We start from the raw sequence: 25,932 nt of genomic DNA, 5'->3' as shown, positions 1-25,932 counted from the left end.
ATTAAGCCATCTGCGACAGGAAGCGTGGATTGGGCGCCGCGGAGGCGGACGCACGGACGACGTCGTCAAGTTTGGGTGGTCCGCGGTGGCAATGTCGAAGCGAGATTGCCGGGTGCATGGCCACGACGACCGTAGGACTACGGACGCAGTCGCCTCATTGCATTGGCCAACATTTCCATCGCCGCCCGCTATGAAACAAGCGCTGACGCGCGGTGACCGCAGCCGCAAGATGCATGTCTTGGCGCGCGCAAGCGTCGGTCATTAACGGTTTTCTCATCAGTCAAATCTATCGTCGGTGAGGTAAGCGGTTCACGCTGATGGGTGACGTGGATCGTCAGAGCGTTTGGAGGCTGGCGTATGTCTGATCTGAGTCCACCCAGACAGGCTTTGCGCCTCCCCGCCGATTGCAGCATCGCAGCGATTCGGGCCGTGTGCGACCTGATCCGCGATGCATTCCGCCGGCATGAGAAGCTCGAGATTGATTGTTCGTCCGTCGACAAGGCCGACGTGACGTCGATCCAGCTGCTGCTTTCGACGGCAAAAACCGGCAGGGCCGAAGGTCGCAAGGTTGTGCTGACGGCGTTCTCGCAAGCGCTCCGCAAGACCATGCGCCGCGCCGGATTCACTAGCGACGAAATGATCGAGCATCATTTCCATTAACAAGAAGAGGCGCGCCAATGGCGACCATCCTGACTGTCGACGACTCTCCGAGCATGCGCCAGATGATCAGAATGACGCTGGAGCCGGCCGGTCACAGCGTGATCGAGGCGGGTGATGGCGCGCAGGGGCTTGCCAAGGCGCAGGCCAGCCGGCCAGACATGGTGATCACCGACCTCAACATGCCCGTGATGAACGGATTGGAATTGATCCGGGCGCTGCGCAAGCAGCCGACGCTCACGGGCCTGCCGATCGTCTTTCTGACCACGGAGTCGAGCGACGGTGCCAAGCAGGAAGCCAAGACCGCCGGCGCGACAGGATGGATCACCAAGCCTTTCGTTCCTGCGCAGCTGCTGGCCGTGGTGGGTAAACTGGTGCGGTCATGAGCGTCCTCGACGCCACCGCGGTTTTCCGTCAGGAAGCAAGTGAACTGCTGGAGGTGTTGGAAGGAACGTTGCTCGACCTCGGTCAGCATCCGCACGATAAGGGCCTCGTCGATACGGCCTTCCGTGCGCTGCATACGATCAAAGGCTCGGGTGCGATGTTCGGCTTCGACAAGGTCGCGGCCTTCACCCATGAATTCGAGACTGCGTTCGATCAGGTTCGCAAGGGTGTGATTACCCCGACGCAGGAATTGATTACGGTGGCGCTGGCCGCCAGGGACTACATCCGGACCCTGATCGAAGCCCCGGAAACCACCGACAAGGTGATCGGCGACGCGATCTTGGATGATCTCGCGCAGTTGGTGTCTCCCCCCGCGGAGGCCCCGGCCGCAGCCGCCGCGACAACATCAGCCATAGCCGCGCCGCCGCGGGCTGCGGGGTGGAAGCTTTATCTGGAGTTCGAGCAGCATGTGCTGCGCAACGGCTCGAACCCGCTCGACCTGCTCGATGATCTTTGCCAGCTGGGCCCGTGCTTTGCAGTGCCGCTGACCGACGATATTCCGCTGCTCGACGCGCTGGAGCCGGACGACTGCTATCTCAAATGGGACGTCACGCTGCATTGCGACTGCGAGCGCAGCGCGATCGACGACGTCTTCATGTTCGTGTGCGACGAGATGAAGCTCGTCGTGACCCCGCTGGCGCAGGCTGATCTGCCGCCGCCGCCCGCGGTCGTTGCGGCAGTCGCGGATGCGCCGGCGATTGCTGGTGCTGACGATGTGCCAGTGGTCGCCGCTGCCGAGGCGCCGCTGGCGCCGGCTGCGGTTGAAGCTGTTGCGGCTGCAGCGCCGGCTGCGACCGCGCTTCCTGTTTCGACATCGGCTGCTCCGGCAGCTCAGCCGGCCGCGGAGTCTCTGGCCAAGCCGCGGCGCGAGGAGCCGAAGCGGAGCGACGAGCGTGCGGTGGCAACCGTGCGGGTGCAGGCCGAGCGGCTCGATGAGCTGATGGACCGGGTCGGTGAGCTCGTGATCGCGCAAGCGAGGCTGAGCCAGTTGGCGGCGACAAGCTCGGACCTGTCGATCAAGATGATCGCCGAGGAGATCGAACGTCTCGCCGGCAGCCTGCGCGACACCACGATGGGTGCGCGCATGGTGCCGATCGGCTCGCTGTTCGGCCGCTTCCGCCGCCTGGTGCATGACCTGTCGCGCGACTTGAACAAGCCGGTCGAGTTCATCACGGTGGGCGAGGACACCGAGCTCGACAAGACCATGATCGAGTGTCTGGCCGATCCGCTGGTGCACCTGATCCGCAACGCGATCGACCATGGCATCGAGGATACCGCGACCCGCAGCGCGGCCGGCAAGACCGAATCCGGCCGCATCGAGCTGCAGGCGGTCCACTCCGGCGCCCAGGTGCTGGTGACCGTGCGCGACAATGGCGGCGGGCTCAACACCGCGCGCATCCGCGCCAAGGCGGAAGAGCAGGGCCTGATCGCGCCCGGCGCTGCGCTGTCGGACAGCGATATCCACCAGTTCCTGTTCCACCCGGGCTTCTCGACCGCACAGACGATCTCGGCGCTGTCGGGCCGCGGCGTCGGCATGGATGTGGTCAAGCGCACCATCGAGAACATGCGCGGCACGATCGATCTTGCGACCAGGCCGGGGCAGGGCACCACGGTGACCTTGCGGCTGCCCTTGACCTTGGCGATCATCGAAGGATTGCTGATCCGGGTCGGCGAGGGCCGCTACATCATCCCGCTGTCGGCGGTGGAGGAATGCGTCGAGCTGACGGCCGAGGACCAGCGCTCGCGCGGGCGCAGCTTCCTCAATGTGCGCGGCAGCCTGGTGCCGTTCCTAAGGCTGCGCGAGCTGTTGCATGTCAACGCCGCCGCCGAGCTGCATCAGAAGACCATCATCATCTCGACCGGCGAGAGCCGGGTGGGGTTGGTGGCCGACCAGATCATCGGCAACCACCAGACCGTGATCAAGTCGCTGTCGAAGCTGCATTCGGACGTCACGATCTTCTCGGGCGCGACCATCCTGGGCGACGGCACCGCGGCGCTGATCCTGGATGTGGCGCAGCTGGTGGCGCTGGCGCAGGCGCGCACCGAGAAGCAGCAGCAGATGAACGAGGCGGCGTGATGAGCATTGCGCAGAAGCAGGATGCGAGCGCGACCGCCGACGGCGCCCTCCAGGTGGTGATGATCGGGCTCGGCGAGGAGAAGTTCGCGCTCGAGGCCGAGCTGGTGCGGGAGATCATCGATCCGGTGCCGGTGACGGCAGTGGCGGGCGCCAAGCCGTTCGTGCCGAGCGTGATCAACGTGCGGGGCAACGTGATTCCGCTGGCGGACTTACGCATCCGCTTCGGCATGCCGGCGGCCGATGCCTCGGTCGACACAAGGATCGTGGTGATCGAGCTTGCGATCGACAATGAGCCGGTCCTGGTCGGGCTGACCGCCGACAAGGTCTACGAGGTCACCGAGATCACGCGTGCCGACGTACAGCAGACGCCGCGGGTGGGCATGCATTGGCGGCCGGAATACATCCGCTTCATCAGCAAATGGCGCGAGGAGTTCGTCATCGTGCCGAACATGGAACGCATTCTGAACTAGGGGACGTCCTGAGGGGTCGGGACGAGTGGGGCTGACATGAGATTTACTGTTAAAGCCAAGCTGGCGAGTGCGTTTGGCGTCGTCATTTTGTTATCGATGATTGCAGGTGCCGTTGGTTACCTCAAGCTGACCGAGATGGTCGCAACCTCCGAGAGCCTTGTCGCGCGCGCAGATCGCAGAGGCGAGGCGATCGAGATGGAAAAGGAGATGCTGTTCCAGGTTCGCGCCGAGAAGAACAGCATTCTGGCGCAAGGGGCCGAGGCCGAGCAGTACATTGCTGCGCTCGGCAAGGCGCGCGAGGAGGTCAAAGCGATCAAGGACAAGATCTACGTTGCGGCCAGCGAAGACGGCAAGAAGCTGCTCGATAGGTTTGGGTCGGCTTACGCCAAGATGAATGCGGTCGAGGACGAGACGCTCAAGCTGGCGAAAACGGACAGGGCGGCAGCAGCCGAAGCATCGATGCATCAAGGCCTCGCGGCGACCACCGAAGCGCTCGAAGCGGCCGAGGCCTATGTCGCTATGGCAAAGAAGACCATGGCGGCGCAGGTGGTGGAGTCGAGGGAGACGGGGAGCCGCGCCGAAACGATCCTGATCACACTGGTTCTTGCTTCTCTATTCATTGCGGTCGCGGCGGCGGTATGGCTTGCGCTCAACATCAGCCGGGCGCTGGCGCGGGCCGTCGGGCTTGCCGATGCGGTCGCGATCGGCGATCTCAGCCAGAAGATCGAAGTAACCAGCAACGATGAGATCGGTGACCTGATCAAGTCGCTGAATTCCATGACCGCCAACCTCAACGCCACCGCCGCGGTCGCCAACGAAATCGCGAGCGGCAACCTCACTGTCGACGCCAAGCGGCTATCGGAGAAGGATACGCTGGGCATCGCGCTGGAGCGGATGGTCGAGAAACTGCGTCAGATCGTCTCGGAGGCCCTGACCGCCGCGCAGAACGTCTCCGCCGGCAGCCAGGAGCTCTCCGCGTCCGCCGAGCAGCTCTCACAAGGCGCGACCGAGCAGGCGTCGTCTGCCGAGGAGGCCTCCTCTTCGATGGAGGAGATGGCGGCGAATGTGAAGCAGAACGCCGAGAATGCCAACCAGACCGAGAAGATTGCCGCGCAATCCGCCAAGGACGCCGAAGCCAGCGGTGCCGCGGTCGGTCGCGCGGTGCAGGCGATGCAGACCATCGCCGAGAAGATCACCATCGTGCAGGAGATCGCGCGCCAGACCGATCTGCTGGCACTGAACGCCGCGGTCGAAGCCGCGCGTGCCGGCGAGCATGGCAAGGGCTTTGCGGTGGTTGCTTCCGAGGTGCGCAAGCTTGCCGAGCGCAGCCAGGCGGCAGCGGCCGAGATCGGTCAATTGTCCGGCGAGACCGTCAAGGTGGCGCAAGAGGCAGGTCAGATGCTTGGCAAGCTGGTGCCCGACATCAAGAAGACGGCGGAGCTGGTCGAAGAGATCACCGCCGCCTGCCGTGAGCAGGATGTCGGTTCGGCGCAGATCAACCAGGCGATCCAGCAGCTCGACAAGGTCGGCCAGCAGAACGCCAGCGCCTCCGAACAGGTCTCCTCGACTTCGGAGGAACTGGCTTCGCAGGCCGAGCAGCTGCAGGCCACGATCGCCTATTTCCGGATCGACGAGCCTGCGGCCGTGCACGCGAGAGCCACTGCTTCGGCGCCGATCGATCGCGCCGTCGGTCAGCTGCGCGCCAAGGCTGCGAGCATGGCTGCGACCGAGCGCGGGCCCAAGAGGCCGCAAAGCGCAGCGCCGCGTCGCGCTGCGAAGGCGGCCAATGGCGGCGGCTTTGCGTTCGCTCTCGACGACAGCGGCGATGAGCGGGATGCCGATTTTCATCGCTGATGCCGATACCAGGCGGTGCGGCGCAGCTTTCGGATAGTCACGCCGCATCGGGGTTTTCACAGGTGCAAGGAAGGTCACCATGGCCGCCATCTCGCAATATCTGACGCTTGGTCTCGCCGGTGAGACGTTCGGCATCAGCATCCGCAACGTCCGCGAGATCCTCGACATGAGGCCGATCTCGCGACTGCCGCATGCGCCGCATTTCCTGCTCGGCATGATCGATGTGCGCGGCAGCGGCTATCCGATCGTCGACCTTCGCCTGAAGCTCGATCTGCCGAGCGTGCCGTCGACCGATGCGACGCGGATCATCATCCTCGACGTGCCGATCGAGGACCGCATTGTCGGCGTCGGCTTCGTCGCGGACTGCGTCTTCGAGGTCACCGACATTGATGAGAGCACCACCGAGCCGGTACCTTCCGTCGGGGGCCGCTGGCAGTCCGACTACATCGCGCGGATCGGCCGCAAGGGCGAGAAATTCATCATCATCTTCGATCTCGCCCGGCTGATGTCGGACGCGGAGATGCCCGCAGTCCGTCAGGGCGAGATGGAAGCGGCCAGTGTCGTATCATGAAATGATTTCCGCTGTTCCTGCGACCCAGCTATCGGACCGCCATTTCCGTTCGATTGCACAGCTGATCGAGAGCCAGGTCGGCATCAAGCTGCCCGCGGCCAAGCGGCTGATGCTCGAAGGACGGCTGCACAAGCGCGTTCGTGCTCTGAATTTTTCCGGCATCGGCGAGTATGTCGACAACCTGTTCGAGCAGGGCCAGCTCGAACTCGAGCTTACGCATCTGATCGATGTCGTCACCACCAACAAGACCGACTTCTTTCGCGAGCCGTCGCATTTCGTGTTCATGAAGGATGTCGCGGTGCCTGAGCTCTTGAAGGCGCGCGGACGCAAGGACCTCAAGGTCTGGAGCGCGGCCTGCTCGATGGGCATGGAAGCCTACACCGCGGCGATGGTCCTGGACGACATGACGCGCGGCAGGACATTCCAGTATCGCATCCTGGGCACCGATATCTCGACCGCGGTTCTCGCGCTCGCCAAGGCCGCGATCTACACCCACGACGCGCTCGCGCCGGTTCCTGCAGAGTTCATCAAGCGTTATTTCCTGAGGTCGCGGGATCGGACCTGCACCGAGGTCCGCGTGGTGCCGGAGCTGCGCCGGATGACCAATTTCATGCGCATGAACCTGATGGATTCCAGCTATCCCGTCGACCGCGACGTGGACATCATCTTCTGTCGCAACGTGCTGATCTATTTCGAGCGGGAGACCCAACGCAAAGTGATCGAGCAGCTGTGCTCGCATTTGAGACCGGGTGGCTACCTGATGGTCGGACATTCGGAATCGATGATCCACAGCGTCGTGCCGGGGCTGAAGCAGGTCCAGCCGACGATCTTTCGGGTCTAGAAGGGAGCATGTGGTGATCGAGCCAAAGATCCGGGTGCTGATCGTCGATGACTCCGCCTCGGTGCGCCAGATCCTGACGACGATCCTCAGCGAGGATCCCGACATCGAGATCATGGGCACGGCCGCGGATCCGTTTGCGGCGGCGCGCCGCCTGCAGGACGAGCTGCCCGACGTCATCCTGCTCGACATCGCGATGCCCCGGATGGATGGCATCACCTTCCTGCGCAAGATCATGGCGCAGCGCCCGATCCCCGTGATCATCTGCTCGTCGCTGACGGAAGACGGTTCGGAGCAGATGCTCGAGGCATTGGAGGCCGGCGCGGTGGACATCGTGCCGAAACCCCGCATCGACACCAGACAGGCCCTGTTCGAGAGCTCGGCCCGGCTGCGCGAAGCGGTGAAGGCGGCCGCGCGCGCGCGGGTGCGGCCGCGCCCGGCGCGCCGGACCCTGGTCGAGAAGAAGCTGACGGCGGATGCGATCATGCCGCCGCCGCTGGCCACCCGCTCGCGGCCGGTGACCGAGCGTATCGTCTGCATCGGCGCGTCGACCGGCGGCACCGAGGCGCTCGCCGACGTGCTCGAAGCGCTGCCGTCGCAATGTCCGGGGATCCTGATCGTGCAGCACATGCCGCAGGGTTTCACGGCGGCGTTTGCGAACCGGTTGAACGGCACCTGCCAGATCCAGGTCAAGGAAGCCGAAGACGGCGAGCTGGTGCAGTCGGGCTGCGCCTATATCGCGCCGGGCGCGCGCCACATGCTGCTGCAGCGGACCGGCGTGCGCTATCACATCGCGATCAAGGATGGTCCGCCGGTGTCGCGGCATCGCCCGTCGGTCGACGTTCTGTTCCGCTCTGCTGCGCAATATGCCGGCGCCAATGCGCTCGGCATCATCATGACCGGCATGGGCGATGACGGCGCGCGCGGGCTGTTGGAGATGCGACGGCTCGGTGCTACGACGCGGGCGCAGGACGAGGAAAGCTGCGTCGTGTTCGGCATGCCGAAAGAGGCGATTGCCAAGGGAGCCGCGGAGAAGGTCGTGCCGCTCCGCCAGATCCCGCGCGAGATCATGCTGTGGCAGCAGGCCGGCCAGGCCGCAGTGACGGATTGAGGTGGTGACCTCCGCAACCGACATGACGGATGCAGGCGCAGCGGCAATGACCGCCATCGCCGACGTGTCCTCGCGAATCGAGGAGGCGTTCGCCGAGGTTGGCGATCGTCTCGGCCGCAGCCACGGGATCTTCAAGGAGCTCGAGGACGGGCTTTCGGTGCTGTCCCGCGAGCTGTCGGGCGGGCGGATCGAAGGCGCCTCGCAGGCGCTGCAGGACATCGCGGACCGTCTCAATGCTGTGGCCGGCGCACTGCCGGCCGAGGCCGCGCTGCTCGCCAGTATTGGCGAGGAGGCGAAGCAGGCCTCCGCGGTCCTCAAGCTGCTGTCCGGCCATATCCAGACCATCACCATCGTGGCGCGCAGCGCCCGGATCGAGGCAGCATCGTTCGATGGCGACCGCCAGAGCTTTCTCGATTTCACCCGCGAGGCGTTCGAGCTGGGACAGGCCGCACAGCGCTCCGTCGAGGCCTGTGCGCGCGACGGCATTCAGCTCGCCAAGGCCGTCGAGGCGGCACTGGGGCGGCAGAAGGAGTTCGAGGGCCTGTATCGCAGCGAGCTGCTGTCGGTCGCGGCCGGATTGGTGGCGGCACGTTCCGACCTCATGGCGCAGCAGGCGAGCGGCGCCAGGCTGACCGAGACGGCCGCGACGGCGGCGAGCCGGATTGCATCGGCGATCACCGAAGCGGTCATGGCGCTGCAATCGGGCGATGCCACGCGCCAGCGGCTGGAACATATCAGCGAGGCGCTGGGCCGCATGGCTCAGCCGGCCCCGACGATCGCGCCGGACGCGGTCGCAGCACCTGCGACCTGGCTGGTCGGCCAGCTGCAGGCCGAGCAGCTCAAGGACACCAAGCGTGCCTTCGATCAGGACCTCGCGCGTACGGTGAGCGCGTTGGGCGCCATCATCTGTGATGCCGGCGGCCTGGTCGCGCAGAGCCGCGCCATCTATGGCGGCGAGGCCGAGGACGCGTCCTCGTTCCTGACCCTGGTGAAGCAGCGATTGGCGCAGGCCTCGAAACTGATCGCGGCCTGCGAGCGATCCGGCGTCTCGGTCGACGAGGCGCTCACTGTCGTCACCGAAACGGTGAGCCGCTTCCGCGAGGCGATTTCCGGCCTCGGCGAAGCCGTCGGCGACATCATCCTGATCGGCATGAATGCGAGCCTGCGGGCGGCCCGCGCGGGCGTCAAAGGCAATGCCTTCGTGGTGATCGCGAACGAGCTCAAGGCCGCAGCCGATCAGATGTCGGCCGGCGCCGTCAGGCTCAAGCCTGTGCTCGACCGGATCGAAAATTTCGTCGGCGAGCTGCGTGAGCACCGCGCCCAGGGCGATGCGGCTGAGCTTGCGCGGCTCGAGCCCGCGGTGCTGAACGCGCTGCAGGAGGCCGAGGCCGGCAATGAGCAGCTGGTCGGGCTGATGACCCGGCTGGCGCGCGAGAGCGCCGCGTTCGACGAACTGCTGGGCCGGGCGCGCGATCGCATCACCGCGCTCGACCAGGCCTCCGCCCGGCTTCCCGGCACCGCCGCTTCGATCGCCGCCGAGAATGTCGCGCCCAGGCAGGTGACGCTGCTGCCGGCCGACCAGTCGCTGCTGGACGAGCTGTTCGCCCGCTACACGATGGAGCGCGAACGCGAGGTCCACCGTGAGGTGCTGCAGCGGCTTGGGCTGGCTTCCGCGATTCCCGTCAGTGCGCCAGCGGTGGCGGAGGAAGATGACGGGGTGCTGCTGTTCTGACGCGGACAAATCGAAAAGCCTCGAGCACGCCCACACTAGGCCAAATCCGGCGATCGATATACGCTTGGTGCCGACAGGCAGCGACAGGCGCTCCGCCGGGCTGCCGGTGCGATCGGATGAGGACGGCAAGCGATGGGGCGATTGAGCACGCATGTGCTGGACACGGTGCGGGGCAAGCCCGCGGAAAATGTAGCCATCGAGCTCGATGTGCTCCGGCCCGACGGTTCATGGCGGCGCCTGAAGCAGGTGATGACCAATGCCGACGGCCGCACCGACCAGCCGCTGCTCACAGGCGACGAGCTCAGCACCGGCACCTATCTGCTGACCTTCCACATGGGCGCCTATTTCAAGGCCGCGGGCGTCGCCATAGCGGACCCGCCGTTTCTCGACGTGGTGCCGTTACGGTTTTCCGTGGCCGATGAGAACGCGCATTACCACGTGCCGCTGCTCGCCACGCCCTGGAGCTATTCGACCTATCGCGGAAGCTGAACGACATGACCGCTGAGATCTATCCGCGCGACCTGATCGGCTACGGCCGCACGCCGCCGCATCCGCGCTGGCCGAACGAGGCCCGCATCGCCGTGCAGTTCGTCATCAACTACGAGGAGGGCGGTGAGAACTGCATCCTGCATGGCGATGCCGCATCGGAAGCGTTCCTGTCCGAGATCGTCGGCGCGCAGCCCTGGCCGGGGCAGCGTCACATGAACATGGAGTCGATCTACGAGTTCGGCGCGCGGGCCGGCTTCTGGCGGCTGTGGCGGATGTTCACCGCGCGCAAGCTGCCGGTCACGGTGTTCGCGATCGCGAGCGCCATGGCGCGCAATCCGGACGCGGTGGCGGCGATGAAGGAGGCGCAGTGGGAGATCGCGAGCCATGGCCTGAAATGGATCGACTACCGCGACTACACTGAAGAGGCCGAGCGCGCGCATGTCGAGGAGGCGATCCGGATCCACGCCGATCTGACCGGGGCGCGGCCGCTCGGCTTCTACCAGGGCCGGACCTCGGAGCATTCGCTCGACATCGTGATGAAGGAGCAGGGCTTTCTCTACGGCGCCGATTCCTATGCCGATGAGCTGCCCTACTGGGTCGAGGGCCCGCACGGCCCGCAGCTGATCGTGCCGTATACGCTCGACGCCAACGACATGCGCTTTGCCACCCCGCAGGGCTTCAATTCCGGCGACCAGTTCTTCGCCTATCTGAAGGACAGTTTCGATGCGCTCTATGCCGAAGGCGTAGAGGCGCCACGCATGCTGTCGGTCGGCCTGCATTGCCGGCTGGTCGGCCGTCCCGGACGCGCGGCCGCCTTGGCGCGTTTCCTCGACTACATCATAAGCCACGACAAGGTCTGGGTCGCGACACGGCTCGACATCGCGCGGCATTGGATCAGGACCCATCCGCCCGCCGGCGGCTATCGTCCGACGCAGATGCCGCGCGCGCTGTTCGTAGAGCGCTTCGGCGACGTCTTCGAGCACACGCCAGGGATCGCCGAGCGCGCACATCGCGCCGGCCTTTCGCCGCTCGACGACACGCCGGAAGGCCTGCACGTTACGCTGATGGGCGTGGTCCGCGCCATGAGCCGTGACGAGAAGCTCGCTCTGATCCGCGCCCATCCGGAGCTCGCAGGACGTGAGGCCATCGCGGGCGAGATGACGGCCGATTCGATCGGCGAGCAGGGCCGACTCGGCTTCACTGCGCTGTCACGCGCCGAGTTCGATCGCGTGGCCGACATCAACCGCCGCTACCGCGAAAAATTCGCCATGCCCCTGATCGTGGCGCTGGCGCTGCACGGGGATCGGGACTCGGTGATCGCCGCGATGGAGCGGCGGATCGGCAACGACAGCGAGGCCGAGATCGCCAACGCGATCGACCAGATCGGCCACCTCACCAAGGCAAGGCTGATCCGGAAGTTCGAGGCGGCCTGAGCGTCGGCGGCACTCACCGCGTCGTCACATGCACCGCCGGCGTCTCGCCGGCGTTCCACCGGCCGTCGATCGCGCGTTCGATCTGGGCGGCGAGCTGCAGCAGCAGCCCGTCATTAGCCTGCTTCGCGATGGCCTGAATGCCAAGCGGCAGCCCGTGCTCGTTTTTCGCCAGCGGCAGCGAGATCGCGGGAATGCCGCAGAGATTGGCGAGCGGCGTGAAGGCAAAATTGCGCCAGAGATTGCCGAACCAGTCGAGCACATCGCGATTGTCGCTGATGGTGAGATATTCGGTGGTGCCGATCTTCGGCGTCGGCAGCGCGGTGATCGGGGTCAGGATGATGTCCCAATCCTCGAAGAACGCGCCGAAGCCGCGCGACGTCGTGTTGAACACCGCCTGCATCGCCGCCCGTTCGGCGAAGCTGGTATCCTTGCCCGCTTCCCAGATGCGGATGTTGACCGGTTCGATCAGCTCGGCCGGCGGACGCGTCAGTCCCCGCTGGCTGAGCATATTGTTGATGACGATGGCAAAGTTCGAGATGTAGCAGGTGGTCTGCGCCGCAAAGGCGGCCGTATAGTCGATCTGCGGCTGCGCATAGGCGACCTCATGGCCGAGGCTTTCCAGGAAGCGGCCGATGCGTTCAAGCTCGGAGACGATCTGCGACGTCGCGCGATAGTCGCCCCATTGATGCGACAGGGCGATCTTCAGACGGGTAGGATCGCGCTTGATCTGCGCGACATACGGCTCCGGCACGGTCCAGTAGGGCATGAATTCGCCCGGCGCGCCGCCGCGGCAGGCATCGACGAAGGCGGCGGTGTCGCGCACGCTGCGCGACTGACAGCCCTGAATCGAGACCAGGCCGCTGAGATCGGACAGATGCGGCGCGATCGAGAACACGCCGCGCGAGACTTTCAATCCGATATTGCCGTTGACGCCCGCCGGGATGCGGATCGAGCCGCCGCCGTCGGTCGCATGGGCAATCGGCACGGCGCCTGCCGCGACCATCGCGGCACTGCCGGCCGACGAACCGCAGGTGGTGTAGTCGGTATTCCAGGGATTGCGCGTGATGTAGACCGCAGGATTCTCCGCCGAGCTGCAGACGCCGAACTCGGGTGTCGTGGTACGGCCGATCAGATTGAGCCCGGCCTTGCGCATCTTGGTGGTCAGGAAGGTGTCGGCGGTGGCGCGATTGCCGCGCATCAACAGCGAGCCCATCTCCTGCAGCCGCCCGGCCATGGTCGGTCCGAGATCCTTCACCAGGAACGGCAGGCCGCCGAACGGGCCGTCGAGGTTGGCGCCGGCTTTGACCGGATCGGCGAGCGCATCGTCAAATAGTTCGACCACGGCTGACAAAGCGGGATCGACCTTGGCGATGGCGGCGGCGGCCTGAGCAGCCAATTCTGTCGCGGTCAGCTCGCCGCTTTTCACGCGTGCTGCGAGCGCCACGCCGTCATGCCGGGCCCATTCCTCCCAGCTCATCGCCAAAGTCATACGTCGATCCCTCTCGAAGATGCATGCACCCTGGAGTTCGCAACACGGCAAGTCAATCAACCGCGACAGCATGCGCCGCATACGACCCGGACATGCCGCGCCAGCTGGTCCCGTTATGAGGAACCCGAGCATGCACACATGTCCCGATCAAACGTATCGGAGGCTCGCGCGGCGAACTCGGTGTGCTCGCTCTCCCCCTTTTTCGGCGCCGCGACGAGCTTCGCTCGCGCTGAGAGGGTTGGGGGAGGGGCAGCGAGGTGGTTTGCCCGACAGGCTGGTTCGCGTGCTTGTGCAGCGCGGTGCTGAGCTTTCGGTGTGCATGGTCGCGTGCGCGGAAAAACCGAATTCGTTCGTGGCTTCAATCCGATCACCCCTGTCCAGACCTCGCGCGAAAAATATTCCCGTTTCGCTTTTTCAGAATTTGTGGTCTGTTCGTCGCGTCCCGCCTCGATGAGAGGGGCGCTTCGCGATCGTCACGAGCGTTGGGTGCGGGATGCGATGGACGTGCAAGGCGCAACTGACGAGTGCGGCCGGCACGGACGGTCAAGTCGCATGGTCCTGGCATCCCCGTGCTGATGCCGCGCGGCGCGCAAGCGTCGTCGCAGACGGGGGCAAGAAAGCCGGTCCCCGGGGAGAGTGCGAAGCAGCCGTAAACCGTCGCGCAGGGAAGGCCGGGTCATCTCGGCTGAGCCTGTGGTTCCTGCCCCGTGCATTCTTGCTCGCACGGGGGCCATGGGTGCCAGCCGGCACCCGGTCTTCCCTGCGCCCTCCACCGATGAGGGGGCGAACTCACCGATCATCGCTCGGGCATGACCTGCCGCGAGGGCGCTCGCGCCTGTGCTGGTCGCGCGGCGTCATGCCCTGGATGTCATCCGGGCGCGACCATTCACTGCGGCAACAACCGGTTTCCCCCCGCTGGCAAAACCATTATGGTGCCGAACCATGTTGCCGCCGAGCGATTGTGATGTTTAATGATTTCAACGTTTTAGGGCGGTCGATGCGGGTCTGGAGAACGGTTTGACGCGCTATTTGTCGACACGGGGCGAAGCCCCCGTGCTTTCCTTCTGCGATGTAATGCTGACCGGGCTCGCCCGCGATGGCGGGCTGTACGTGCCTGAGACCTGGCCGCAGCTCGCCCCGGAGACCATCGCCCAGTTCTTCGGCCGGCCCTATTGGGAGGTCGCGGTCGAGGTCATCAAGCCATTCGTCGCCGGCGAGATCTCCGATGCCGAGCTCGGGCGGATGGCCAATGAGGCCTATGCGACCTTCCGCCACCCGACCGTGGTGCCGCTCGACCAGGTCGCGCCCCACCAGTTCGTGCTGGAACTGTTCCATGGTCCGACGCTCGCCTTCAAGGATGTGGCGATGCAGCTGATCTCGCGGCTGATGGACCATGTGCTGGCCAAGCGCGGCGAGCGCACCACCATCGTGGTCGCCACCTCGGGCGATACCGGCGGCGCGGCGGTCGAGGCCTTTGCCGGCCGCGACAATGCCGACCTGATCGTGCTGTTCCCGCATGGCCGCATCTCCGAGGTGCAGAGGCGGATGATGACGACAACGGCTGCGGCCAACGTGCATCCACTCGCGATCGAAGGCACCTTCGACGACTGCCAGGCGATCGTGAAGGGTCTGTTCAATCACCACAGCTTCCGCGACCAGGTCGCGTTGTCCGGCGTCAACTCGATCAACTGGGCGCGCGTGGTCGCGCAGGTGGTCTATTACTTCACCTCGGCGGTTGCGATCGGCGCGCCGGCGCGCCAGGTCGATTTCACCGTCCCGACCGGCAATTTCGGTGACATCTTTGCCGGTTACGTCGCCAAGCGCATGGGTCTGCCGATCCGCACGCTGCGTATCGCGGCTAACGTCAACGACATCCTGCCGCGCACCTTGAAGACCGGCATCTATGAGGTGCGCGAGGTGCACGCGACCACGTCGCCGTCGATGGACATCCAGATCTCCTCGAATTTCGAGCGGCTGTTGTTCGAGGCAGGTGGTCGCGATGCTGCCGCCGTGCGGCGGCTGATGGAGAGCCTGAAGCAGTCCGGCCGCTTCGTGCTGCCGGATGCGATGCTGGCGTCGATTCGCGCCGATTTCGATGCCGGCCGCGCCGACGAGACCGAGACCGCGGCGGCGATCCGCGCCGCGTTCCGAGAGGCCGGCGATCTGGTCGATCCGCACACCGCCGTCGCGCTCGCGGTGGCCGACCGCGACAGCGCCGATACGTCGGTGCCGAACATCGTGCTGTCGACCGCGCACCCGGCCAAATTCCCCGATGCCGTCGAGACCGCCTGCGGGGTCCGGCCGCATCTGCCGGTCTGGCTCGAAGGGCTGATGACCAAGCGCGAGGACATCAGAATCATGCGCAACGATCAGGCCGAGATCGAGAAATTCATCCTCTCGGTGAGCCGAGCGGCAAAGCAAGGAGTCGCTTGAACCATGGCGATCGAAGTCACCAAGCTTCCCTCGGGTCTGACGGTCGTCACCGATACGATGCCGCATCTGGAAACTGCCGCGCTCGGCGTCTGGGCCGGTGTCGGCGGCCGCGACGAAAAGCCGGATGAGCACGGTATCTCGCATCTGCTCGAGCACATGGCCTTCAAGGGCACCACCACCCGCAGCGCGCGCGAGATCGTGGAGGCGATCGAGGCCGTCGGCGGCGATCTCAACGCCGGCACCTCGACCGAGACCACGGCCTATTACGCGCGGGTGATGAAGGCGGACGTGCCGCTTGCGCTCGACGTGCTCGCCGACATTCTCGCCAATCCCTCCTTCGTGCCGGAGGAACTGGAGCGCGAGAAGAACGTCATCGTGCAGGAGATCGGCGCCGCCCAGGACACGCCCGATGACGTCGTGTTCGAGCATCTGAACGAGCTTTGCTATCCGGACCAGCCGATGGGCCGTTCGCTGCTCGGCACCGCCAAGACCTTGAAGACCTTCGACCGCGACAAGCTGCGCATATATCTGGCGACGCATTATCACGGGCCCGACATGGTGGTGGCGGCGGCCGGCGCGGTCGACCACAAGCGGGTGGTCGAGGAGGTGACGCAGCGCTTTGCGAGCTTCAACGGGTCGCCCGCGCCGCAGCCGCAGCCGGCGAATTTCGGCGCGGGGGGCTCGCGCGTGGTGCATCGCGATCTCGAGCAGGCGCATCTGACGCTTGCGCTCGAAGGCGTGCCGCAGAACGACCCGTCGCTGTTCTCGCTGCAGGTGTTCACCAACATCCTCGGCGGGGGCATGTCGTCCCGGCTGTTCCAGGAAGTGCGCGAAAACCGCGGCCTCTGCTATTCGATCTACTCCTTCCATGCCCCCTATACCGACACCGGCTTCTTCGGCCTCTACACCGGCACCGACCCGGCCGACGCGCCGGAGATGATGGAGGTCGTGGTCGACATCATCGGCGACGCCGTGGAAACGCTGACCGAGGCCGAGGTTGCGCGGGCGAAGGCGCAGATGAAGGCGGGACTGCTGATGGCGCTGGAAAGCTGCAGCGCCCGTGCCGAGCAGCTCGCGCGCCATATTTTGGCCTATGGCCGGCCGCAGACCTTGCAGGAGATGGTGGCCAAGATCGATGCCGTCAGCGTCGAGAGCACGCGCGATGCAGCCCGCGCCTTGCTCACGCGCAGCCGGCCGGCAGTGGTCGCACTCGGCAGCGGCCGGGGTCTGGACACGGCGGTCACTTTCGCCGAAGGTTTGAGCGGATCGAAATCGAAGGCGCAGCTGCACTGATGCGGCGCGCCTTCGCCGATGTCAGGCGCAATGACGGGCCGGGGGGCCCGTTGACGGCGCTGGTACGGCGACCACGTTGAAGCGCAGGGGGAGCATCACAGGTGGCCCTGTTTCGTTTGCCATCCAGCGGTCCGACCGCACTCGCCCCGCGCGGTGTCGGGCTGTTGCTGCGTGCGCCGCAGATGGCCGACTATGCGCAATGGGCGCATCTGCGCGATATCAGTCGCGAGTATCTGACGCCGTGGGAGCCGATCTGGCCGTCCGACGATCTCACCCGTTCCGGCTTTCGGCGCAGGCTGCGGCGCTATGCCGAGGATATCGCCGCCGATCGGTCGTATCCGTTCATGGTGTTTCGCGAGGCCGATGGCGCCATGATCGGCGGCATCACGCTGGCCAATGTACGCCGCGGCATCGTGCAAGCCGGCACGATCGGCTACTGGATGGGGCAGCCTTTCGCCCACCGCGGCTATATGACGGCGGCGCTGCGACTGCTGCTGCCGACGCTGTTCGGCGAACTCAACCTGCACCGGGTTGAGGCCGCCTGCATCCCGACCAATGCGCCCTCGATCCGGGTGCTGGAGAAATGCGGCTTCACCCGCGAGGGGCTGGCCCGGCGCTATCTCTGCATCAACGGGGTCTGGCAGGATCATTACCTCTACGGCCTCCTGAACGAGGATTTTCGCGGCTAGAGCATGATCCGGAAAAGTGGAAACCGGTTTTCCGAAAAGATCATGCTCAATCAAGGAGATGAGATCATGATGCGGTTCCTTCTAATCGCATCATGATCTGGCCTGTCGTCGGTCGCGGCGGCGGCTACCGGTGAATTTTAGGTGAGAAATAGGTGCCTTGGCCTTGCCGCGATCACGCTGTTAAAGCAAAGGCGGTGGCCGGGCGATGATGAGCCAGGGACATCAAATGCATGACTTCCGTGTAATCAGGTTTGCGACGTTGGCCGCTGCCGGGCTGGCGCTGGGCGCGGCCGGCTGGGCGCCGCCGGCGGCCGCGCAATCGCTGACCGACCGCTTCAAGAGCCTGTTTGGCGGCTCGAGTGACAAGCCGGCCGAGCAGACTGCGCCGGTCACCGCAGGTCCGCCGGTGGACCCGACGGAAGGGCTGAGCTGTCCGCCGGTCTCGATTCGGTCCGGTGCCTCGACTTACGCGGTGGCGGCGCCCGGCAAGCAGGCGGTCGGCAACGACGTGCGCTTCCAGGCCACCATCACCAAGACGGCGCGCGAGTGCTCGCTCAACGGCGGAGAGATCACGGCCAAGATCGGCATCCAAGGCCGCGTCATCGCCGGCGCCGCCGGCGCGCCGTCCACGGTGGAAATTCCGATGCGCATCGCGGTGGTCGAAGGCGGCGTCGGCGAGAAGGTGATTGCGACCAAGGCGTACCGCACCACCGTGCAGATGGCAGAGGACGGCAGCGTGCCGTTCAGCCTGGTGGCCGAGGACATGGTGTATCCGGTGCCGCCGCCGGGCAGCAACCCCGACAACTACATCTTCTATATCGGGTTTGATCCGCAGTCGCTGGCGCCCGAGCCGAAGTCGCGTGGCAAGAAAAGGAAATGAGCGGCTGGGGGCGCTGAACGAGGCGGCGACAGGGGGGCTTCTCGCCCCTGACGCCGGACCGAAACCAAGCTCAAACAAAAAGCCGGCGCGATCGTCTCGCGCCGGCTTTCGAGGATTTGGATCGGCCGTGTATGGCTCAGTTCAGCTTCTGACGGACTTCCGTGATGCCCTTGGCGATCAGGTCATCGGCGAGATCGCCCTTGACCGACTTCGACAGCACGGTCGCGGCGGCCTGGACCGCGGCATCTGCCGCAGCAGCCCGGACGTCCGCAAGCGCCTGCGCCTCGGCGAGCGCGATCTTGTTCTCGGCGGCCTTGGTGCGGCGGGCGACGAAGTCTTCCATCTTGGCCTTGGCATCCGCGGCGATGCGCTCGGCTTCCGCCTTGGCGCTGGTCACGATGTCTTCGGCCTCGCGTTCGGCGCTGGCGCGGCGGGTCTTGTATTCCGCGAGCACCTTCGCCGCCTCTTCCTTGAGGCGCTTGGCCTCGTCCAGCTCGGATCTGATGCGCTCGGCACGATGATCGAGCGCGCCCAAAAACATGCGGTGGACGCCGAGATAGCCGAACAGCCCTATCAGGATGATGAAGGCGATCGCGACCCAGGTTTCGGGATCAGCGAGCAGATGCATCAGGCCGCTCCCTTCAAGGACGCATCCACGGCGGCCTGGACGGACTTGCCGTTTGCGGCCTTGCCGGTGAGCTGTTGCACGATCGCACCGGCCGCATCAGCGGCGATGGTGCGGACGTTGCTCATTGCGGCGGTACGGGTCGTCGCAATGGACTTTTCGGCGGCGTCGAGCTTGGCCGCAAGACTGTCTTCCAGGCTCTTGCGTTCCGCGTCCGAGGCGGCCGTGAGCTTCTCGCGGGCCTCGGCACCGATCGCCTGGGCACGCGTCCGGGCTGCCGCGAGCTCGCTCTCATATGCTTTCAGCGCGGCCTCCGAGTCGTCCTTCAGCCGCTGCGCCTCGGCAAGATCGTTCTCGATCGCCTTTTGGCGGGCGTCGATGACGCCGCCCACCTTCGGCAACGCGAGACGTGACACGATCACGTATAGCGCGACGAAGGCGATCAGCAGCGAAACGAGCTGGGAGGGGAAGGTTCCCGTCTGGAACGGAGGGAAACCATGCCCGCCCTCGGCCTCGGTATGTGCCGTCGTGCCGTGGGCAGCCTCTTGGGGCCCGCCATGACTTTCAGCCACGGGCTTCTCCTGTCGGCTCGGGCCGTCTTAGACGGCGTACAGCAGCAGCAGCGCGATCAGCAGCGAGAAGATGCCGAGCGCTTCGGTCACCGCGAAGCCGAAGATCAGGTTGCCGAACTGGCCCTGAGCCGCGGACGGATTGCGCAGCGCCGCAGAGAGATAGTTACCGAAGATGATGCCGATGCCGGCGCCCGCGCCACCCATGCCGATGCAGGCAATGCCTGCGCCAATGTACTTCGCTGCGACCGGATCCATGAAACGAACTCCTTTGAGGGGTTTGGTAAGAGGGGCCGGATCAGTGGCCCGGATGGATAGCATCGTTGAGATAGATGCAGGTGAGGATGGTGAAGACGTAGGCTTGCAGGAACGCGACCATCAGCTCGAGCGCGGTCAAGGCGACGGTCAGTCCAAGCGGCAGCAGCGCGCCGACCTTGCCGACGAAACCGAGCGCGCCAAGCATGGTGACGAAGCTGGCGAAGACCTTCAGCGTGACGTGGCCGGCCAGCATGTTGGCGAACAGACGGACGCTGTGCGAGATCGGGCGGGAGAAGAAGGAGATGATTTCGATCAGCACCACCAGCGGCAGGATCACCACCGGAATGCCGGAGGGCACGAACAGCTTAAAGAACTTCAGGCCGTTCTTGTAGAAGCCGTAAAGAATGACCGTCAGGAACACCAGGATCGCCAGGGCGAAAGTGACGATGATGTGGCTGGAGACGGTGAAGGTGTAGGGAATGATGCCGACGATGTTCGAGACGAAGATGAACATGAACAGCGAGAACACCAGCGGGAAGAACTTCATGCCCTCGGCGCCGGCACTGGTTCTGATGGTGTTGGCGACGAATTCGTAGGACAGCTCTACCACCGACTGGAAGCGGCCCGGCACCAGCTGGCGGCCTGCGCCCAGCGTCATGATGGCGATGACCGCCACCGCGAGCAGCATGTAGGCGGTCGAATTGGTGAACGCGATCTCCTGATTGCCGATATGGCCGATCGTGAAGATCTTGGTGAGGTCGAATTGTTCGATCGGATCGATCATCCGCGCGGCGTCTCATTGTTCACCGGCCACGCCGGCGCCTTGGGCAAATCACTCGATGGCTTCCGCGTGGCCTTATCGGCGGGTTTGGTCCGGAGCCACGCCTGCAGATCTCACCACGTTCAACACGCCGGCGGCGAAGCCGAGCAGGAAAAACACGATAAAACCGAAGGGCGATGTCGACAGCAACCGGTCGAAGCCCCAGCCGAGCACCGCACCGACAACGACGCCGGCGATCAACTCGGAAGACAACCGAAGACCTCGCGCCATCGCCGAAGCCCTGGCCGCGGTATCCCCGATCCCGTCTCCCGGTTGGTCAGTCCCGACCCTGCGGCTGTCGCGAAATTCGGACAACCGCTGATCCAGACTTCCGAGCCTTGCGGAAAGCGCAGCCTCATCGGGCGACTTCTCGCGATCCCCGTGTCCGCCGCTCTCGTTGGTGCCTTCCGCCATGATGTGGAGACCCGACAAGCTGCCGCGGGTTTTAAGGAATTGCGCCCCATCGCCCTTTAAAGCCGCGCGGACCATACTGACCGCATCCTGCCAAGTCAAGATTGCGTGTGGATGCGTTAGCTCCCTGATTTTACTCATTTTCTTGAGCTTGCGCCAGATCAGTCGGCGTCTGTCACCGCGCTGCATCAACAGCGTTTCGCCGTGATGCCTGCGTGGACCAACTGCTTCGAGACTCGTGTTGATTTCCAGCGGCCTTGTTCCTACGTCCAGATGCAGCGAAGTGAGGCGCAATGTCGCGGTGTATGAGTTCCTTTTTGGAAAGCCCGAGCCCGACACAATTTCTGCGTTCGCACACTTTATCCCGGCCGCTTCACAAAGGCGGAGGTCAGCATGACCCTCATGACGTCGTCTCTGCGCAACCTTACCGCGTCGTTGATCGCCGCCGTCTGCCTGTCCGGACCTTTGAGCGCGGCCGAAGAGGCGGCGCCTGAGACTGAGAACGGCCGCTACACCATGTCGCCCACGGCCGATGGCGTGGTCCGGCTCGATACGCGCACCGGCGCGATCTCCACCTGCAACAACAGTGCGGGCGCCGGTTGGTCCTGCTACGCCGTGCCGGACGAGCGCGCGGCAATGGATACCGAGATCGGTCGTCTTCAGGCGGAGAATGAACGGTTGAAAGGCCAGTTGGCCGCGCGTGACCAGACCGTCACCGGCAAGATCGACGAACCGCTGCCGAAGGATCAGGCGCTGCCGAAATCCGATCAGTTGAAAAGGGCCGAGCCGAAGCCCGGTGCCAATCCCCCTGATCCCAGATCCGCCGACGGTTCGCGCAAGCTCGAGATTCCGCTGCCGAGCGATCAGGACATGGATCGGGCGATGGCCTTTCTGGAGCAGGCTTGGCGCCGGCTGATCGAGATGGCGATGCGGGTGCAGAAGGACGTTTCGGGCAAGATCTGAAAGCCCCTCGTCTGCTTGGATCATGCCGTTGTGAGCAAGTTGCCGATGCCACTCAGATCGTTATCCCGAAGCGCGCCGTCGACCGTCACCGTGAATACGGTGACGACGTCACTCCTGACCATTCAGACCACGGGCCGTGGCTTTACCGATCTCACCGACAAGGTCGCATCGTTCTTGCGCGACACCGACGCCAAGGAGGGCGCGGTGACCGCGTTCATCCGGCATACGTCGGCCTCGCTGACGATTCAGGAGAATGCCGATCCGTCCGTCCTGGAGGATCTCACCACGGCGCTGTCGCGGCTGGCGCCGGAGAATGCCGGCTGGGCCCACGACACCGAGGGGCCCGATGACATGCCGGCGCACATCAAGACGATGTTGAGCGGGACCTCGCTGCAGATTCCGGTCGTGGGCGGCGAGATGCTGCTCGGCACCTGGCAGGCGATCTACCTGATCGAGCATCGCGCCCGGCCGCACCGGCGCGAGGTCGTGCTGCAATTCATCGGCGCCGTCTGATCGACCGTTCAAAAACAAAACGGCCGCGGAATGATCCGCGGCCGTTTGCCTGAGTGGTATCGATCCGCCGGGTAGCAGGAGATCAGGTCGAGCGGATGTCGACGTCCTTGGTCTCCGGCAGGAAGATGAAGCCCACTACTGCCGTGATCAGCGCAAACACGATCGGGTACCAGAGGCCGGCATAGATATCGCCGGTCGAGGCCACGATCGCGAACGCGGTCGCGGGCAGCAGGCCGCCGAACCAGCCGTTGCCGATGTGATAGGGCAGCGACATCGAGGTGTAGCGGATCTTGGTCGGGAACAGCTCGACCAGCATCGCTGCGATCGGGCCATAGACCATGGTCACGAAGATCACGAGGATGAACAGGAGCCCGATGATCGCGGCCACCTGCGGACGGAAGATGTCGAACGGATGCGCCATCTTCACGATCGCCGGGTTGCCCGCCTTCGGGTAGCCGGCCTCCGCGATCGCCGCGGTCAGCGCCGGGTTGCCGCTCTTGGCGTCAGTGTAGGGCACTTCCTTGCCGTTGAAGGTCACCTTCACGCCGGAGCCGGCCGGGCCCGGTACGGTCGAGTACTTGACCGACGACTGGGCGAGGAAGGCGCGGGCGGTGTCGCAGGCGGCGGTGAAGACCCGGGTGCCGACCGGGTTGAACAGGTCGCCGCAGCCGGCGGGATCCGCCACTACTTCGACCTTGGTCGCCTCGATCGCCTTTTCCAGTGCCGGGTTGGCGTTGGTGGTGATCATCTTGAAGATCGGGAAGAAGGTCAGCGCCGCGATCAGGCAGCCGCCCATGATGATCGGCTTGCGGCCGATCTTGTCGGAGAGGATGCCAAACACCACGAAGAAGCCGGTGCCGAGCAGCAGCGACCAGGCGATCAGGAGGTTGGCGGTGTAGCCGTCGACCTTCAGGATCGATTGCAGGAAGAACAGCGCATAGAACTGGCCCGTGTACCAGACCACGCCCTGGCCCATGGTGCCGCCGATCAAGGCGAGCAGCACGATCTTGGCGTTGCTCCAGTTGGCGAAGGCTTCCGTCAGCGGCGCCTTCGAGCTCTTGCCCTCATCCTTCATCTTCTGGAACACCGGCGACTCATTGAGCCGCAGACGGATCCAGACCGAGACGCCGAGCAGCAGCACCGAGACCAGGAACGGGATGCGCCAGGCCCATTGCGCGAACGCCTCTTCACCGGCCAGCGTGCGCGTGAACAGGATCACCAGCAGCGACAGGAACAGGCCCAAGGTCGCGGTGGTCTGGATGAAGGACGTGTAATAGCCGCGCTTGCCGTCCGGCGCGTGCTCGGCGACATAGGTCGCAGCACCGCCATATTCGCCGCCGAGCGCGAGGCCTTGCAGCAGCCGCAGGCCGATCAGGATCACCGGCGCCGCGAAGCCGATTGTTGCGGCACTCGGCAGCAGGCCGACGATGAAGGTCGACAGGCCCATGATGAGGATGGTGACGAGGAAGGTGTATTTGCGGCCGACGATGTCGCCGATGCGGCCGAACACGATGGCGCCGAACGGGCGCACCAGGAAGCCGGCGGCGAAGGCGAGCAGCGCGAAGATGTCGCGGGTGGCCGGCGGATACGCGCTGAAGAACTGGGCGCCGATGATCGAGGCCAGCGACCCGTAGAGATAAAAGTCATACCACTCGAAGACGGTCCCGAGGGATGACGCCAGAATGACGAAGCGCTCGTCGCTCGTCATCCCTCGTGCTCGCGCTTGTGTGGCTACTATTGTTGACATCGGCATTCGCTCCCCAGATCGTTGGTTACTTTCGCTTCGCCCGAAACGCCGGGCCGCATGCGGCCGCGCGCGAAGGACATTGCCGCCTAAGTAACATCGCAGTGAAACCGGCCCCAATACGACTTTCGGCCCTGACCGGCCGTGGCGTACAAAACATGGGGACATTGCGGCGGATCAAGATCGGCTGTCGGCGCCGCGCTATCGATGCTGCGTCGCACAAGGGACAGATTAACCGCCTTTTCGGCGTGTGGAATTGGGTGCTTGCATGCGACCATCGGTCGGGTGTGTATTTCCAGGACGGCTTGCGATGGTCGGGATCGGCGCATCGCCAGCTCTTTGAGAGGCTTGCAAGATTTCAAAATATGGCGGCTGCCAGCACCCATCTCGTCATCGCCGATGATCACCCGCTGTTCCGCAATGCGCTGCGGCAAGCGGTTGCGAGCGTGGTCAGCGACGCCGTCGTCGAGGAGGCAGGCTCGTTTGAGGATCTGACCGCGCTTCTGGAGCGGGATTCCGAAGTCGACCTGATCCTGCTCGATCTGACCATGCCGGGCATTTCAGGGTTTTCCGGCCTGATCTATCTGCGGGCGCAATATCCGGCGATTCCGGTGGTGATCGTCTCCGCGAGCGATGATGGCGCCACGATTCGCCGTTCGCTCGACTTCGGTGCCTCGGGTTTCATCCCGAAGCGGTTCGGCGTCGACGCGCTGCGTGATGCGCTGGTCAAGGTGATGGCAGGGGATGTGTGGGTGCCGCCCGACACCGATCTATCGGCGCCGGCCGACCCGGACGTGACGAAATTGCGCGATCGCCTCGTGACCCTGACGCCGCAGCAGGTGCGGGTGCTGATGATGCTGTCGCAAGGGCTGCTCAACAAGCAGATTGCCTATGAGCTCGGTGTCTCCGAGGCGACCATCAAGGCGCATGTCTCGGCAATCCTGCAGAAGCTCGGGGTCGAAAGCCGTACCCAGGCCGTGATTGCCGCGGCGAAGATCGCAGGCTCTGCCTGGCGGCAGGACGCACCGACGGGGAAGTGAGCGAAGCTCGCGCAAAGCGTCCCTTTGCTTCATTCGTGTTCATTAACGACGCACCGTGACGACCTCGCGGCGCGTGTGCGTCCGAGCTTTTCCAACGATCGGCCCTCTTGAAGTCAGAGGGCGCAGGGAAGGCCGGGCGCTGGCCGCGCCCGTGGCCCGCCTGCAGAAAAGAATGCAGGCGGCAGTCACCACAGGTCCGGCCGAATCGCCCGGCCTTCCCCGCGCGATGGTTTTAACGGCTGCTCCGAGCTCTCCCCGGGGACCGGCGTTCTTGCCCCCGTCATCCGCAACACCGTCGTCACGGACTTGGCATCAGCACCGGGATGCCAGGACCACACGGCTTGACCGTGCGCGCCAGATCGTTCGTCGGCATGAAAATCACGCTGCGACCCGACGCGCCCACCGCATCCCGCGCCCAACGTTCGTGACGATCGCGAAGCGCCCCTCATGGCGAGCACGGGACGACGTAATGGTTAGCATGATTTCTGAAAAAAAGAAATAGGATTCTTGTGCCGGAACGACGGAAATT

General features: G+C 64.8%; 25 protein-coding genes. 18 read left to right on the top strand and 7 right to left on the bottom strand.

Annotated features, from left to right (window positions below):
* Positions 1-357 precede the first annotated feature (357 nt).
* The 11 genes from ACQR1W_RS35710 to puuE all read left to right on the top strand — a co-directional run bounded on the left by ACQR1W_RS35710 (position 358) and on the right by puuE (position 11,676).
* Positions 358-660 (top strand): STAS domain-containing protein, encoded by a 303-nt coding sequence (locus ACQR1W_RS35710; protein WP_434855278.1) that lies wholly within the window; start codon positions 358-360, stop codon positions 658-660.
* Between the two features lie 17 nt (positions 661-677).
* Positions 678-1,043 carry a response regulator gene (locus tag ACQR1W_RS35705; RefSeq protein ID WP_008971554.1) on the top strand — a complete coding sequence of 122 codons (366 nt, stop codon included), beginning with the start codon at positions 678-680 and terminating at the stop codon, positions 1,041-1,043.
* Complete coding sequence (locus ACQR1W_RS35700) at positions 1,040-3,178, top strand: chemotaxis protein CheA (RefSeq protein WP_434855160.1); 2,139 nt, start codon at positions 1,040-1,042, stop codon at positions 3,176-3,178. The genes ACQR1W_RS35705 and ACQR1W_RS35700 overlap by 4 nt, the downstream gene beginning before the upstream one ends.
* Complete coding sequence (locus ACQR1W_RS35695; RefSeq protein WP_008972470.1) at positions 3,178-3,648, top strand: chemotaxis protein CheW; 471 nt, start codon at positions 3,178-3,180, stop codon at positions 3,646-3,648. Before ACQR1W_RS35700 ends, ACQR1W_RS35695 begins: the two co-directional genes overlap by 1 nt.
* A gap of 36 nt (positions 3,649-3,684) precedes the next feature.
* A complete protein-coding gene (locus ACQR1W_RS35690) occupies positions 3,685-5,502 on the top strand; it encodes a methyl-accepting chemotaxis protein (protein ID WP_434855159.1) in 1,818 nt (605 codons plus the stop codon).
* Positions 5,503-5,581: 79 nt separating this feature from the next.
* Positions 5,582-6,073 carry a chemotaxis protein CheW gene (locus ACQR1W_RS35685; protein ID WP_434855158.1) on the top strand — a complete coding sequence of 164 codons (492 nt, stop codon included), beginning with the start codon at positions 5,582-5,584 and terminating at the stop codon, positions 6,071-6,073.
* Position 6,074: 1 nt separating this feature from the next.
* Positions 6,075-6,914, top strand: a complete 840-nt coding sequence (locus tag ACQR1W_RS35680; RefSeq protein WP_434855277.1) for a CheR family methyltransferase — start codon at positions 6,075-6,077, stop codon at positions 6,912-6,914.
* A 13-nt stretch (positions 6,915-6,927) separates the two neighbouring features.
* On the top strand, positions 6,928-8,022 hold the full coding sequence (locus ACQR1W_RS35675; protein WP_434855157.1) for a protein-glutamate methylesterase/protein-glutamine glutaminase: 1,095 nt from the start codon (positions 6,928-6,930) through the stop codon (positions 8,020-8,022).
* 4 nt (positions 8,023-8,026) lie between these two features.
* The gene (locus ACQR1W_RS35670; RefSeq protein ID WP_434855156.1) at positions 8,027-9,754 is read left to right on the top strand and encodes a chemotaxis protein; all 1,728 of its coding nucleotides are present in this window, start codon (positions 8,027-8,029) and stop codon (positions 9,752-9,754) included.
* 132 nt (positions 9,755-9,886) lie between these two features.
* A complete protein-coding gene (uraH, locus tag ACQR1W_RS35665) occupies positions 9,887-10,243 on the top strand; it encodes a hydroxyisourate hydrolase (protein ID WP_434855155.1) in 357 nt (118 codons plus the stop codon).
* Between the two features lie 5 nt (positions 10,244-10,248).
* Complete coding sequence (gene puuE / locus ACQR1W_RS35660) at positions 10,249-11,676, top strand: allantoinase PuuE (protein WP_434855154.1); 1,428 nt, start codon at positions 10,249-10,251, stop codon at positions 11,674-11,676.
* A gap of 13 nt (positions 11,677-11,689) precedes the next feature.
* On the opposite strand, the gene ACQR1W_RS35655 is transcribed toward puuE, so the two are convergent.
* Positions 11,690-13,165: an amidase gene (locus ACQR1W_RS35655; protein ID WP_434855153.1), complete on the bottom strand. Its 1,476-nt coding sequence runs from the start codon at positions 13,163-13,165 to the stop codon at positions 11,690-11,692.
* Positions 13,166-14,182: 1,017 nt separating this feature from the next.
* Between ACQR1W_RS35655 and thrC the strand changes: the two genes are divergently transcribed.
* From thrC to ACQR1W_RS35635, 4 genes are all read left to right on the top strand, one after another.
* On the top strand, positions 14,183-15,598 hold the full coding sequence (thrC, locus tag ACQR1W_RS35650; RefSeq protein ID WP_434855152.1) for a threonine synthase: 1,416 nt from the start codon (positions 14,183-14,185) through the stop codon (positions 15,596-15,598).
* 3 nt (positions 15,599-15,601) lie between these two features.
* Positions 15,602-16,891, top strand: a complete 1,290-nt coding sequence (locus ACQR1W_RS35645) for a M16 family metallopeptidase (protein WP_434855151.1) — start codon at positions 15,602-15,604, stop codon at positions 16,889-16,891.
* A 101-nt stretch (positions 16,892-16,992) separates the two neighbouring features.
* Entirely contained in the window at positions 16,993-17,580 is a 588-nt protein-coding gene (locus tag ACQR1W_RS35640) for a GNAT family N-acetyltransferase (RefSeq protein WP_434855150.1), read from the top strand.
* Positions 17,581-17,806: 226 nt separating this feature from the next.
* Positions 17,807-18,460: a hypothetical protein gene (locus ACQR1W_RS35635; protein WP_434855149.1), complete on the top strand. Its 654-nt coding sequence runs from the start codon at positions 17,807-17,809 to the stop codon at positions 18,458-18,460.
* 136 nt (positions 18,461-18,596) lie between these two features.
* On the opposite strand, the gene ACQR1W_RS35630 is transcribed toward ACQR1W_RS35635, so the two are convergent.
* The 5 genes from ACQR1W_RS35630 to ACQR1W_RS35610 all read right to left on the bottom strand — a co-directional run bounded on the left by ACQR1W_RS35630 (position 18,597) and on the right by ACQR1W_RS35610 (position 21,146).
* The gene (locus ACQR1W_RS35630; RefSeq protein WP_434855148.1) at positions 18,597-19,088 is read right to left on the bottom strand and encodes a F0F1 ATP synthase subunit B family protein; all 492 of its coding nucleotides are present in this window, start codon (positions 19,086-19,088) and stop codon (positions 18,597-18,599) included.
* The gene (locus tag ACQR1W_RS35625) at positions 19,088-19,657 is read right to left on the bottom strand and encodes a F0F1 ATP synthase subunit B family protein (RefSeq protein WP_008966818.1); all 570 of its coding nucleotides are present in this window, start codon (positions 19,655-19,657) and stop codon (positions 19,088-19,090) included. The genes ACQR1W_RS35630 and ACQR1W_RS35625 overlap by 1 nt, the downstream gene beginning before the upstream one ends.
* Positions 19,658-19,684: 27 nt before the next feature.
* On the bottom strand, positions 19,685-19,912 hold the full coding sequence (locus ACQR1W_RS35620; protein ID WP_006615622.1) for a F0F1 ATP synthase subunit C: 228 nt from the start codon (positions 19,910-19,912) through the stop codon (positions 19,685-19,687).
* Between the two features lie 40 nt (positions 19,913-19,952).
* Entirely contained in the window at positions 19,953-20,696 is a 744-nt protein-coding gene (locus tag ACQR1W_RS35615) for a F0F1 ATP synthase subunit A (protein ID WP_008966817.1), read from the bottom strand.
* A 72-nt stretch (positions 20,697-20,768) separates the two neighbouring features.
* Positions 20,769-21,146, bottom strand: a complete 378-nt coding sequence (locus ACQR1W_RS35610) for an AtpZ/AtpI family protein (RefSeq protein WP_008966816.1) — start codon at positions 21,144-21,146, stop codon at positions 20,769-20,771.
* A 390-nt stretch (positions 21,147-21,536) separates the two neighbouring features.
* Here ACQR1W_RS35610 and ACQR1W_RS35605 point away from each other — a divergent pair, with 390 nt between their 5' ends.
* Positions 21,537-22,106, top strand: a complete 570-nt coding sequence (locus ACQR1W_RS35605; protein WP_008966815.1) for a hypothetical protein — start codon at positions 21,537-21,539, stop codon at positions 22,104-22,106.
* 45 nt (positions 22,107-22,151) lie between these two features.
* Positions 22,152-22,619 carry a secondary thiamine-phosphate synthase enzyme YjbQ gene (locus ACQR1W_RS35600; RefSeq protein ID WP_434855147.1) on the top strand — a complete coding sequence of 156 codons (468 nt, stop codon included), beginning with the start codon at positions 22,152-22,154 and terminating at the stop codon, positions 22,617-22,619.
* Positions 22,620-22,701: 82 nt separating this feature from the next.
* On the opposite strand, the gene ACQR1W_RS35595 is transcribed toward ACQR1W_RS35600, so the two are convergent.
* Complete coding sequence (locus ACQR1W_RS35595; protein WP_434855146.1) at positions 22,702-24,327, bottom strand: MFS transporter; 1,626 nt, start codon at positions 24,325-24,327, stop codon at positions 22,702-22,704.
* 401 nt (positions 24,328-24,728) lie between these two features.
* Here ACQR1W_RS35595 and ACQR1W_RS35590 point away from each other — a divergent pair, with 401 nt between their 5' ends.
* Positions 24,729-25,403 carry a response regulator gene (locus tag ACQR1W_RS35590; protein WP_035980500.1) on the top strand — a complete coding sequence of 225 codons (675 nt, stop codon included), beginning with the start codon at positions 24,729-24,731 and terminating at the stop codon, positions 25,401-25,403.
* Positions 25,404-25,932: the final 529 nt, after the last annotated feature.

The organism is Bradyrhizobium sp. HKCCYLS1011 (assembly GCF_051167795.1).
Taxonomy (GTDB): Bacteria; Pseudomonadota; Alphaproteobacteria; order Rhizobiales; family Xanthobacteraceae; genus Bradyrhizobium.
The sequence above is the reverse complement of the archived record's forward strand: the minus strand, read 5'-3'. Positions and strand labels throughout refer to the sequence as shown.

Bases quoted from the DNA above. Each gene is read 5' to 3' on its own strand.
- ACQR1W_RS35710 (WP_434855278.1), top strand. From the start codon at position 358: ATGTCTGATCTGAGTCCACCCAGACAGGCTTTGCGCCTCCCCGCCGAT.
- ACQR1W_RS35705 (WP_008971554.1), top strand. From the start codon at position 678: ATGGCGACCATCCTGACTGTCGACGACTCTCCGAGCATGCGCCAGATG.
- ACQR1W_RS35700 (WP_434855160.1), top strand. From the start codon at position 1,040: ATGAGCGTCCTCGACGCCACCGCGGTTTTCCGTCAGGAAGCAAGTGAA.
- ACQR1W_RS35695 (WP_008972470.1), top strand. From the start codon at position 3,178: ATGAGCATTGCGCAGAAGCAGGATGCGAGCGCGACCGCCGACGGCGCC.
- ACQR1W_RS35690 (WP_434855159.1), top strand. From the start codon at position 3,685: ATGAGATTTACTGTTAAAGCCAAGCTGGCGAGTGCGTTTGGCGTCGTC.
- ACQR1W_RS35685 (WP_434855158.1), top strand. From the start codon at position 5,582: ATGGCCGCCATCTCGCAATATCTGACGCTTGGTCTCGCCGGTGAGACG.
- ACQR1W_RS35680 (WP_434855277.1), top strand. From the start codon at position 6,075: ATGATTTCCGCTGTTCCTGCGACCCAGCTATCGGACCGCCATTTCCGT.
- uraH (WP_434855155.1), top strand. From the start codon at position 9,887: ATGGGGCGATTGAGCACGCATGTGCTGGACACGGTGCGGGGCAAGCCC.
- puuE (WP_434855154.1), top strand. From the start codon at position 10,249: ATGACCGCTGAGATCTATCCGCGCGACCTGATCGGCTACGGCCGCACG.
- ACQR1W_RS35655 (WP_434855153.1), bottom strand. From the start codon at position 13,165: ATGACTTTGGCGATGAGCTGGGAGGAATGGGCCCGGCATGACGGCGTG.
- ACQR1W_RS35645 (WP_434855151.1), top strand. From the start codon at position 15,602: ATGGCGATCGAAGTCACCAAGCTTCCCTCGGGTCTGACGGTCGTCACC.
- ACQR1W_RS35635 (WP_434855149.1), top strand. From the start codon at position 17,807: ATGCATGACTTCCGTGTAATCAGGTTTGCGACGTTGGCCGCTGCCGGG.
- ACQR1W_RS35630 (WP_434855148.1), bottom strand. From the start codon at position 19,088: ATGCATCTGCTCGCTGATCCCGAAACCTGGGTCGCGATCGCCTTCATC.
- ACQR1W_RS35620 (WP_006615622.1), bottom strand. From the start codon at position 19,912: ATGGATCCGGTCGCAGCGAAGTACATTGGCGCAGGCATTGCCTGCATC.
- ACQR1W_RS35615 (WP_008966817.1), bottom strand. From the start codon at position 20,696: ATGATCGATCCGATCGAACAATTCGACCTCACCAAGATCTTCACGATC.
- ACQR1W_RS35610 (WP_008966816.1), bottom strand. From the start codon at position 21,146: ATGGCGGAAGGCACCAACGAGAGCGGCGGACACGGGGATCGCGAGAAG.
- ACQR1W_RS35605 (WP_008966815.1), top strand. From the start codon at position 21,537: ATGACCCTCATGACGTCGTCTCTGCGCAACCTTACCGCGTCGTTGATC.
- ACQR1W_RS35600 (WP_434855147.1), top strand. From the start codon at position 22,152: ATGCCACTCAGATCGTTATCCCGAAGCGCGCCGTCGACCGTCACCGTG.
- ACQR1W_RS35595 (WP_434855146.1), bottom strand. From the start codon at position 24,327: ATGACGAGCGACGAGCGCTTCGTCATTCTGGCGTCATCCCTCGGGACC.
- ACQR1W_RS35590 (WP_035980500.1), top strand. From the start codon at position 24,729: ATGGCGGCTGCCAGCACCCATCTCGTCATCGCCGATGATCACCCGCTG.